10 protein-coding genes are annotated in these 9999 nt (G+C 58.7%); 8 read left to right on the top strand and 2 right to left on the bottom strand.

Going from position 1 to position 9999, the window contains the following annotated elements; genetic code table 11:
* The first annotated feature begins 477 nt into the window (after nt 1-477).
* The 4 genes from AC2FLU_RS16970 to AC2FLU_RS16955 all read left to right on the top strand — a co-directional run bounded on the left by AC2FLU_RS16970 (nt 478) and on the right by AC2FLU_RS16955 (nt 4394).
* Nucleotides 478-1227 carry a 5-oxoprolinase subunit B family protein gene (locus AC2FLU_RS16970; RefSeq protein ID WP_480475358.1) on the top strand — a complete coding sequence of 250 codons (750 nt, stop codon included), beginning with the start codon at nt 478-480 and terminating at the stop codon, nt 1225-1227.
* The gene (locus AC2FLU_RS16965) at nt 1224-2222 is read left to right on the top strand and encodes a 5-oxoprolinase subunit C family protein (RefSeq protein WP_496809165.1); all 999 of its coding nucleotides are present in this window, start codon (nt 1224-1226) and stop codon (nt 2220-2222) included. The genes AC2FLU_RS16970 and AC2FLU_RS16965 overlap by 4 nt, the downstream gene beginning before the upstream one ends.
* A gap of 12 nt (nt 2223-2234) precedes the next feature.
* Nucleotides 2235-2996: a LamB/YcsF family protein gene (locus AC2FLU_RS16960; RefSeq protein ID WP_496809166.1), complete on the top strand. Its 762-nt coding sequence runs from the start codon at nt 2235-2237 to the stop codon at nt 2994-2996.
* Nucleotides 2997-3146: 150 nt separating this feature from the next.
* A complete protein-coding gene (locus AC2FLU_RS16955; RefSeq protein WP_480625494.1) occupies nt 3147-4394 on the top strand; it encodes a hypothetical protein in 1248 nt (415 codons plus the stop codon).
* A 55-nt stretch (nt 4395-4449) separates the two neighbouring features.
* Here the strand turns inward: AC2FLU_RS16955 and AC2FLU_RS16950 are convergent, their stop codons facing one another.
* The gene (locus AC2FLU_RS16950) at nt 4450-5844 is read right to left on the bottom strand and encodes a D-alanyl-D-alanine carboxypeptidase family protein (RefSeq protein ID WP_480475350.1); all 1395 of its coding nucleotides are present in this window, start codon (nt 5842-5844) and stop codon (nt 4450-4452) included.
* Nucleotides 5845-6123: 279 nt separating this feature from the next.
* Nucleotides 6124-6825, bottom strand: a complete 702-nt coding sequence (locus tag AC2FLU_RS16945) for an HAD family hydrolase (RefSeq protein ID WP_496809167.1) — start codon at nt 6823-6825, stop codon at nt 6124-6126.
* Nucleotides 6826-6918: 93 nt separating this feature from the next.
* On the opposite strand from AC2FLU_RS16945, the gene clpS reads away from it, so the two are divergent.
* Genes clpS through hemF form a run of 4 tightly spaced genes read left to right on the top strand, consistent with a single transcriptional unit; the run spans nt 6919 to nt 9998 of the window.
* Nucleotides 6919-7260 (top strand): ATP-dependent Clp protease adapter ClpS, encoded by a 342-nt coding sequence (gene clpS, locus AC2FLU_RS16940; protein ID WP_480475346.1) that lies wholly within the window; start codon nt 6919-6921, stop codon nt 7258-7260.
* Between the two features lie 44 nt (nt 7261-7304).
* Complete coding sequence (locus tag AC2FLU_RS16935; RefSeq protein WP_496809168.1) at nt 7305-8270, top strand: class I SAM-dependent methyltransferase; 966 nt, start codon at nt 7305-7307, stop codon at nt 8268-8270.
* Nucleotides 8271-8307: 37 nt separating this feature from the next.
* Nucleotides 8308-9108, top strand: coding sequence for an SDR family NAD(P)-dependent oxidoreductase (locus AC2FLU_RS16930; protein ID WP_480475342.1), 801 nt, complete (start codon nt 8308-8310; stop codon nt 9106-9108).
* A 5-nt stretch (nt 9109-9113) separates the two neighbouring features.
* On the top strand, nt 9114-9998 hold the full coding sequence (hemF, locus tag AC2FLU_RS16925) for an oxygen-dependent coproporphyrinogen oxidase (protein WP_480495567.1): 885 nt from the start codon (nt 9114-9116) through the stop codon (nt 9996-9998).
* The last annotated feature ends 1 nt before the right edge of the window (nt 9999 follow it).

Genomic DNA, 9999 nt, shown 5'->3' with positions numbered 1-9999 from the left:
AGTCCGTCAGGCCAACCTCAGCTGCGCCGGTGAAGGGGTATTTACGGATTAGACTCCCTACCCGCAAGCGGAAAATGACGATATTGATCTTTTTTTTGAGTTTTCTTTGTTTATTATTTTATTTCAATAACTTATACCCCATCACAATTGCCCGCCACCCTTCCGTCCGGGTGCTATTAGGCATGATCTGACCGGCAAGCCCCTAAAAACAAAAGGGGCCGACACAAGATATAGAGTCTCCGCGATTTCAAGATACAAGTCAGGGCGACTCGAAACGGGAAAACGAGTCGGATTTGCGGCCAGAATACGGTCAAAAACCTCTCACCCCCGACGGACGCCTTGTACTGCGGGTCGCTCCCTGCCGGGATGTGGACGCATCAGGCACAATGTCGGCTATTGAACGCCCTGTCTTGCGCATCCCCTAAAGATGCGGTCAGGTTCCACCAATTCACTCTTCGATCCGAAAGCAGATCAGCAATGGCGCGCAATGTTCAGTTTCCTTTGGTCAGAACCGTCGGATTTGATGGCGCGCTGGTGACCTTTGCAGACAAGATGACCGACACCGCGAACCGGGCAGCGCTGGCGTTTCGGGCAGAAGTGGATCGTCTGCACTGGGATGAGGTGACCGAGTCGTCAGCCTCCCTGGGCTCGGCCTTTGTTCGGTTCGACACGCAGCGCATCTCTCATCAGAAGATGCTGCAAAAGCTTAGGGAACTGGTTGAGCAAAAGGACTGGTACACTACACCGCTGCCTGCCGGCCGCAGGTTGTGGCGCGTTCCGACGGTTTACGGGACCGACCTTGCGCCCCAGCTTGACAATGCCGCCGCTGCTGCCGGCCTGACACCAGACGAAGCAATACGTAGGCTTGGACAGTCCCGCGTTCGCGTTCTGACCATCGGCTTCGCTCCGGGGCAGCCTTACCTTGGACCTCTGGGGCCCGAGTTCAACATTCCCCGGCTGCAAAGCCTGACCCCCATGGTGCCGGAAGGGGCTTTGGTTCTGGCGATCTCGCAATTTGTTCTGTTTTCCGGGCCGACACCAACCGGGTGGCGGCATATCGGACAGACCGCCTTTCGGTGTTTCCGCCCCGAAAGGGCCGAGGCCTTTACCCTTAGACCCGGCGATGAGCTGTTGTTCAAGCCCGTTTCCCGCGACGTTCTGGAACACATCAAGGCCAACAACGAGGACGGCACAGGCGGCGCAACCTGTGAGGAGATTGCACCATGAGCCTGATCGTCCACCGGATTGGCCCGGCCTGCACCATTCAGGATCAGGGGCGCACAGGGTATCTGGATCAGGGGCTGTCCCGATCAGGGGCCGCGGACATTCTGGCCTTGCACGAAGGGGCGGCGTTGCTGGATCAAAGCGCAAACCTTGCGGCGCTGGAAATGGCCGGGATGGGAGGCGAGTTCGAGGCGACGCATAACATGCGCATCGCCCTGACTGGCGCGCGGATGCAGGCCAGCATTGATGGCAGCCCTGTGGCCTGGAACGCGTCGCACCAACTGATCGCCGGGCAAAGGCTGGTCATCGGGGCGACGCTGGCTGGAAACTATGGCTATCTGCATGTGGGCGGAGGTATCGATGCCGAGGTTTTTCTGGGGTCCCGCTCAACCCATCTGACAGCGCGGATAGGCCGGGCGCTACAGCAGGGTGACAGGCTGACCTGTGGACCGGATGCAGGCAACAGCGGGATGAAACTGGCTGCTGCCGAGCGGTTTTCGGGCGGGGTGCTGCATGTGATTGCCAGCTTTCAGACCCCTTTGTTTGATGGCGAAACACTTGAACGGTTTGCCCAAACCAATTTCCGGCGCGGCGCACGCGCCAACCGGATGGGCATGCAGCTGGACAGCGACGGCGACGGCTTTGCTGCCTCAGGCCAGCTGAATATCCTGTCCGAGGTGATCACCCCCGGCGATATCCAGATGACCGGTACTGGCGACCCGTTCATCCTGTTGCCGGAATGTCAGACCACAGGCGGGTACCCTCGTATCGCGACCGTTCTGCCATGCGATATGCCCCGCGCGGCACAGACACCCGCAGGCAGCGACATCCGGTTCGAATTTGTCAGCATGGAACAGGCAGAAGAAATGCACAAAGCGTTCCTGTCAGACCTTGCGCGCCTGCCCTCAAAAGTCGAGGCGCTGGTGCGTGATCCCCATGACATCCCGGACCTGTTGTCCTACCAATTGATCGGCGGAATGATCTCTGCCACAGACTAAGGAGATGTGCCAATGCCAAGCGTCGATCTGAATGCCGATATGGGGGAAAGCTTTGGCCCCTGGAAAATGGGCGATGACGAAAGCCTGCTGAAAATCATCACCTCGGCCAACATCGCCTGTGGGTTTCATGCCGGTGATCCGGATGTGATGGCATCAACGATGAAACTGGCGGACGAAAACGACGTCGGCATCGGCGCGCATCCCGGCTTTCCCGATCTGCAGGGATTTGGTCGGCGGAACATGAAGCTGCCCCATGACAACCTCCGCAATCTGGTCCGGTATCAGTTGGGGGCCGCAATCGGCATGGCCAACGCGGTTGGCACCAAAGTACGGCACCTGAAACTGCACGGGGCGCTGGCCAATATGTGTTCAGCCGATATCGATATGGCGCGCGCCTGTTATCAGGGCGCATTGGATGTTGATCCCGATATCATCGTCATGGTGCTGGCCGCGACAAAACAGGAAGAGGCCGTGCGTGAGCTCGGGTGCAGCTGGGTGGGCGAGATTTTTGCCGACCGTGCATATAATGACGACGGAACACTGGTTGACCGCAGCCTGCCCGGCGCCGTCATCCACGATGCCGAGGTCGCAGGCCCGCGCATCCTGAACATGGTCCGCGAAGGTGCGATCATCACCGAAAGCGGCAAGCGGCTGGAAACATCCATCGACACGATCTGCCTTCATGGAGACGGCCCGACCGCGGTTCAAATCGCTCGCTCGGTTCGCGACAACCTGATCGGGGGCGGTGTCGAGGTCACGAAATTCACCCGCTGAACATCATGCGTTAACGTCGGCAACCCAATTTTACGACTGTTGCCCGTACAGGTCTCAGCGCCTAGCATGACGGGCAAGCACATGTTCTGAAACCTACAATTTCAAACGATAGCTCGCCCCGGTCGGGGTTCCGCGCAAGGAGGTAGTCGAATGTCCTTTGATCTGATGTCCTATCAACCCCGGGGCGACAAGAAGAACTCGGACTTCTTTGCGCAATACCTTCCGAAAATCTACGAGCGCCGGACAAGTTCGGGCATCGCCGATCAGGTCGGGCCAATGCGCGCAATCTGTATGCAGATCGAAACCGACGCGCTGTTCGATACCCTCGTCGAGCTTTACGTCATGACACCCTATCGCCACACCGCCAGCTATCTGGGGCAGACCCACAAATTCTCGATCCTGCATTCGCATCCCGACTATCCCGCGCTGATCGTGATGGCCCCGCTCAGCCCGGGTTTCGAAGACTTTATTCCCCGCATCAATCGCATGTACCCGCTGGCCCGCAACACACCCCAAACGCGGTATGTTGGCGAGGTTTTCGCGGCCTGTGATCTGAAGGCGCTGACCGGGACGCTTGAGGATCAGAACATCCGCTTCGAATATGCCGGAGACACCGAAAACCCGTTCTACACATTGGACGGCTTCCGGTTCACGACCCCTTCGGATTTCACCTGCAACCGGGTCGGATATTCGACACATGATTTCAACGACACAGACAGCCTGGGCCTTGGTGATCGCGTGTTGCTGAGTGACGCGGAACAAGCCCGGCTGGATCAGGCCGCCGCTTTCGGATCGGATAGCAAAATCGCGCCTTTGATGCTGGGCATTGATCATCTGGCGACGCGCGTGCTGGCGGGTGAGCGCGAGGATGCGATCCTCGAATTCCTGACCATGGTGCCCTACTATTTCTGGGGGGCCTACAACATCTTCGACATGAACTCGTCCACCAACGTGAACCGCAACGCCAATGTGGATGATGACAAGAAATCCCCGGCCAAGGTTTTCACGGCCAATAACACGCCGTCCTTCGTCAACTCATTCGCCAAGCTGCCGATGCCGACCGAAGATTTTGTGCGCAATTTTGGCCGTCGCCTGCATCACATGGCAGTTGAGATCAAGGATGGCGATCATGGCGCCGGGGAAAAGAATGTCGACTTTGTCGTGAACACGCTGAAGGACAAGGGCGTGCCGTTCCTGGCGCATGTAGTGGGCGAATGCAAAGACGACCCGAACCTGAAGCAGATCTTCTCAAAACACTCGAAGAACACGCTGCTGATCACCGAATATATCGAGCGGTGTCACAAGTATGACGGGTTCTTCACCAAGGACAATGTCGCCGCCCTGACCGCCGCCGCGGGACAGGACGAGCAATATCAGCACGGTCACGTCTTCGATTAAAAAAAGGCTGCGGATGACCGCAGCCCAGACCCAACAGGAGAGAATATGCCGGACCTTATGATGGCCCGATCATGAAACAGGTGACATTGCGGGCTTGCAGGCGGCGACACGCCAGATCGGCCTGTTCCCGCGTCATGCCTTGGAATGTCGCGTCAAAGCCGCGCGAGCTCTGACTGACCTTGCGCAGACTGCCATCCAGCGTGGTCATCTCCGACAGCGCCGTTTTCAGCAGAACCTTCTCGGCCTCGTATCGTGTGGTGTAGCGGCCCACATTGACCCCCCACAGATGCCCACCGGACGAAGACAGGCGGGTAACCACTTCCTGCTCGGGCTCTGGCTGGCTGACGGGCTCGGTCGAGGCCAGCACCAGATTGTCCGGGCGCAGCGCCGGTCGGGTATCGGATGTTTCAACTGGTGGGGCGGCTGGGGTTATATCCGCTTCGGCAATCGCTGCGGCAATGCCGCTGCTGATACGGTCGCTGTTCTGGTCTGCCGATGCCGCAACCGCACTTGCAACCTGTGTCGCGGCGCTGGGGCGCCCAAGCGGGCGCAGGCTGGATTTCGGTGCGCCGCTCAGCGCTGCGACCTGGGTATCGCCCCCCAACCCGGCATTGCCCGCATAAACCGGGCGCTCAGGCTTGCGAATGGGTGCGCGCGACGGGGCAAGGCGAAACCCCAGATCCAGCAGTTCCGCAACCTTGGCGTTCCGCGACTCTCCGGATTTTCCGCCAAAGACAGTTGCGATGATACGCTCATCCTTGCGTTTGGCCGACGCCACCAGGTTGAACCCCGCCGCACGTGTGTATCCGGTCTTTATTCCGTCCGCACCCTTATAGGCTGCCAGCAGGCGGCGGTTGGTGTTGGGAACAGTCTTGATACCGGCATCCGTCGATTGGCGCGAGAACAGGTTATAATACTGCGGGTAATCGTACAGCAGATGCCGTCCCAGCGTGGTCATGTCGCGCGCGCTGGACAGGTGCCCTGCCTCAGTCAGACCATGCGCATTCTTGAAAGTTGTGCGGCTCATGCCCATCGCTTTGGCGGTTCGGGTCATGCGGCGGGCAAAGGCCGCTTCCGAGCCACTGATGGCAATGCCGATCGCCGTAGCCGCGTCATTGGCCGATTTTACCGCAGCAGCACGGATCAGATAGCGGAACGCAATCGTCTGGCCCGCGCGCAGGCCCAACTTCGACGGGGGCTCGGCCGCTGCCTTCTGGGTAATCCGAACGGGTGTATCCAGCGTGATCTCGCCGTTTCGCACCGCCTCAAACGCGATATACAGCGTCATCATCTTGGTCAGCGAGGCCGGGTGCAAGCGCGCATCCGCATTGCGTGAATGCAGCTCCTCGCCAGTTCGGGCGTCGATCACCATAGCTGCATAAGGCGCCGCCATGGACCTGAGCGGCGCAAACGCCAGCACACATAGCAACGCTATAAGGAAAAAGCCCATTCGGGCCGGAACTGTCCGCCGAATCTGCACGATCTTTGCCTCTGTCTGCCTCGCGCCGCCGGGTTTTCCCGGTCAGCAATGTTTGTTTTATTATCCCCAAGGCTATCACAGCGACCCAATGAAATAAACCGAAAGCTGAGGTTTTCGCGGTTTCGTTTCATGTCCCGGCAGAGGCTATATCTTGCGGATTCAGCCATCAAGACCACCAGATGCGCGATAAAAGCGAAGCTGCGTCAGGATGCGGCTGGGTTTATGCGAAACTGAGGCGAAAAGGCAACATCACTTCAGGTCGCGCAGCAGATCGGCCAGATCGCCCAAATCTCTCAACTCGCGGAATCGGGGGCTGTCGACAGGGGCTTCGGCATGTTCCACCTCCCAAACCAGACCGTGGGGCACATAGACACCCCAGCACCCGGCCTGAATGGGGGCCACGACATCCGAGTGCATGGAATTGCCGATCATCATCGCGGCAGTCGGGCCATCACCGTGACGGTCGAATACGAACCGATAGGTTTCGGGGGTCTTTTCGGATACGATTTCGACACCATCGAACAGATCGCCCAGCCCGGACTGGGCCAGTTTGCGTTCCTGATCGATCAGGTCGCCCTTGGTGATCAGAATGACCCGGTACGCATCGGCAACACCTTCGACGGCCTCGCGGGCATGGGGCAACAGCTCGATCGGATGGGCCAACATTTCTTGCCCTGCTTCGATCAGCTGCCGGATGACCGACGCAGGAACGAGGCTTTCGGTAACTTCGATCGCAGTTTCGATCATCGACAAGACAAACCCCTTGATGCCATACCCATAGCGCTGAATGTTGCGTTTTTCAGCAGCAAGAAGTCGCTCCATCAGGTGATCACGATTGGCATGATCGGCCAAGAGTTCAGCAAAACGAGCCTGCGTCAGCTGAAAAAACCGTTCGTTATGCCAAAGGGTATCGTCCGCATCGAACCCGATTGTCGTCAGCTTGGTCGTCATCCTGTTTACGTCCGCTTGCTCTTTTCACCGGCCATGCACACGTTATATAAGCGCCAAGATAAACCCCAAGCCTGAATCGGACAGTTGCACACGATGCTTGAAATGACCTGGATGATGTCTGACAAGCCGGACGACGACAGTGACGCGTCCGTCCTGGTACAGACACGCCCAAAAACCAAGCGTCCGCCTTTATACAAGGTCCTGTTGCTGAACGACGACTATACACCGATGGAGTTTGTGGTGCATGTACTTGAACGCTTCTTCGGCATGACCCATGCACAGGCGTTCGAGATCATGCTGACCGTTCACAAGAAAGGTGTAGCCGTTGTCGGGGTTTTCAGCCACGAGATTGCCGAGACCAAAGTTGGTCAGGTGATGGATTTTGCCCGCAGGCACCAGCACCCTTTGCAATGCACAATGGAACGCGAAGAGTAAGGCCTTTGGCCTGACGTTTTCCCTTCACTCAGCCGGAATTGCCCATGTCCCCTCGTCTGGAACTTGCCTTGCAAAACGGCCTGACGCTGTCCCCCCCTCTTAGTGTGATCTGCCCTACACCGGATCATGATCTGTCTGCGCTGGCGGGCGGGGCGCAAGTTGTGCAGCCCTTCAAACCCTTTCATGACCATTTCACCGCGCAGGGTTTTGAAACGGTGCCCGACGCGGACGGCTCTTGTCAGGACGCAATTGTCTTTCTGCCCCGCGCCAAAGCACTGGCACGGTCGCTGATTCAGCAGGCCTGTGCGCGGGCGAGCGGCCTGGTTGTCATCGACGGTGCCAAGACCGATGGTGTGGACAGCATATTGAAGGATGTGCGCAAGCGGGTTCCGGTCGAGGGACCGATTTCCAAAGCACATGGTAAGATTTTCTGGTTTCAGGCCGATGATCTGGCCTTTGTGGACTGGGCCGCGCAGAAACAGCAGATGGTTGGCGGATACTACACGGCACCGGGTGTGTTTTCAGCGGACGGGATTGATCCTGCCTCGGCCCTGTTACTGAAGACCTTGCCTGACCGGCTTGGCCCCCGCGTGGCCGATCTGGGGGCGGGATGGGGATATCTGTCTGCGGAAATCCTGAAACGCGGTGGGGTAAGCTCGTTGCATCTGGTCGAAGCGGACCATGCGGCGCTGACCTGCGCGCGGCTTAATGTCACCCAATCCCAGGCGCATTTTCACTGGAGCGATGCCGTATCCTGGACCGCGCCGGAGCCTATCGACACCGTTGTGATGAACCCGCCATATCACACGTCACGCAGCGCGGATCCCGCCTTGGGGCAAGGGTTTATAACCTCCGCCGCCCGCAATCTGACACGCAACGGAACCCTTTGGATGGTCGCCAACCGGCACCTTCCCTACGAAGCTACACTGAACGAACATTTCGCTCAGGTCGGTGAAATTGCCGGCGACAACCGGTTCAAGGTATTCCAGGCCTCTCGCCCTCGGCGTTAAGGCCCGTTAACCTGCGCCCCAATTCAGGAGGATTCGGATGTCCTTTTCCATCGCTGGCAAGACAGCAATCGTAACGGGCGGGGCAAGTGGCATCGGCCTGGCCATCGGGCGGCATTTCGCGGATGCGGGCGCAAATGTCATGTTTGCCGACATAGACGAAAAACGCCTGATCGACGAACTTGGAGAACAAGCCGAAGACAGCAATATCCGATATTTTGCGGGCGATCTGCGCGAAAAGCTGACCATTGCCAACCTGTTATCTGCGACGCTGGATGCGTTCGACCAGGTGGATATTCTGGTCAACGGTGCACGGCAAGTGATCCCGTCTGATCCGCTGGATCCGGATGACGATTCGATGCGCACCCTGCTGAACCAGAACCTGATGCCCGCCTTGCGGCTCAGCCAACTGGTTGCAAAGCGCATGATCAAGCAGGCCGACGGCGATCTCGAAAACCCGGCAGGGACGATCATCAACCTGTCCTCGATCGCGGCCCGACGGACCCACCCCGATCTGATGGCCTATTCCGTCTCGACCGCAGCACTGGACCAGTTGACCCGATCTCTTGCGGTCGCGCTGGCTCCGAAGCGGATCCGCGTCAACTCGATTGCGCTGGGTTCGGTCATGAGCGCATCACTGCAATCGACCCTCAAGGACAATCGCGATTACCGCGTCGATATCGAAAAGCACACACCCCTGGCCCGTATCGCCTCGGCCACGGAACTGACGGAAACCGCGCAATATCTTGCGTCTGATGCCGCCGGTTTCGTCACCGGGCAGATCCTGACAATCGACGGTGGCCGTACCCTGCTTGACCCAGTCGCGGCCCCTGCACATTAAGACCCATGTTCAAAACAGAAAAATCTACCGCCTCCGCCTGGTTTCGCCAATTGCGCGATGACATCGTTGCAGCGTTCGAAGCCCTCGAAGACAGCCACACCAACGGGCCGTTTGCCGATGCCGCACCCGGGCGGTTCGAGGTCAAGGAAACCAAACGCCAGTCGGACGATGGGTCAGACGCGGGCGGCGGGTTGATGTCGGTCATGCGCGGCGGTCGAGTGTTTGAAAAAGTAGGTGTCAATGTCTCGACCGTCTACGGCACGCTGGGCGAACGTGCGCAACAGGCAATGGCGGCGCGCAAAGGCATCCCCGGAATGACCGAAGACCCGCGCTTCTGGGCGTCGGGGATCAGCCTTGTGGCCCATATGCAGAACCCCCATACCCCGGCGGTTCACATGAACACACGCATGTTTTGGACACCCCATGCCTGGTGGTTCGGTGGCGGCTCGGACCTCAACCCCTGCATCGAGTATCGCGAGGACACCGCGCATTTCCACGCCACGCAAAAGGCGCATCTGGACCCGCACGGACCCGCCCATTACCCGCGCCTCAAGGACTGGGCCGACGAATATTTCTACATCCCTCACCGCAAACGCGCGCGCGGCGTCGGCGGGATCTTCATGGACGACTATTGCACCGGTGACTGGCAGGCGGATTTCGCCCTGACACAGGATATTGGCAGAGCCTTTCTGCCCGCCTTCCTGCCCTTGGTTGAAAAGCGCCGCGTTCAGAACTTCTCAGAGGCGGACAAGACCACCCAACTGGTGCATCGCGGCCTTTATGCGGAATACAACCTTGTCTATGACCGGGGCACAAAGTTCGGTCTGGAAACCGGGCATGACCCGGATGCCGTTCTGATGAGCTTGCCGCCGATGGCAAAATGGGTCTGAC

The organism is Ruegeria sp. SAZD013 (genome assembly GCF_059612525.1).
This window is presented reverse-complemented; position numbering and strand designations above follow the sequence as displayed.

Bases quoted from the DNA above. Each gene is read 5' to 3' on its own strand.
- AC2FLU_RS16935 (WP_496809168.1), top strand. From the start codon at position 7,305: ATGTCCCCTCGTCTGGAACTTGCCTTGCAAAACGGCCTGACGCTGTCC.
- hemF (WP_480495567.1), top strand. From the start codon at position 9,114: ATGTTCAAAACAGAAAAATCTACCGCCTCCGCCTGGTTTCGCCAATTG.
- AC2FLU_RS16950 (WP_480475350.1), bottom strand. From the start codon at position 5,844: ATGGGCTTTTTCCTTATAGCGTTGCTATGTGTGCTGGCGTTTGCGCCG.
- AC2FLU_RS16970 (WP_480475358.1), top strand. From the start codon at position 478: ATGGCGCGCAATGTTCAGTTTCCTTTGGTCAGAACCGTCGGATTTGAT.
- AC2FLU_RS16930 (WP_480475342.1), top strand. From the start codon at position 8,308: ATGTCCTTTTCCATCGCTGGCAAGACAGCAATCGTAACGGGCGGGGCA.
- clpS (WP_480475346.1), top strand. From the start codon at position 6,919: ATGCTTGAAATGACCTGGATGATGTCTGACAAGCCGGACGACGACAGT.
- AC2FLU_RS16955 (WP_480625494.1), top strand. From the start codon at position 3,147: ATGTCCTTTGATCTGATGTCCTATCAACCCCGGGGCGACAAGAAGAAC.
- AC2FLU_RS16960 (WP_496809166.1), top strand. From the start codon at position 2,235: ATGCCAAGCGTCGATCTGAATGCCGATATGGGGGAAAGCTTTGGCCCC.
- AC2FLU_RS16945 (WP_496809167.1), bottom strand. From the start codon at position 6,825: ATGACGACCAAGCTGACGACAATCGGGTTCGATGCGGACGATACCCTT.
- AC2FLU_RS16965 (WP_496809165.1), top strand. From the start codon at position 1,224: ATGAGCCTGATCGTCCACCGGATTGGCCCGGCCTGCACCATTCAGGAT.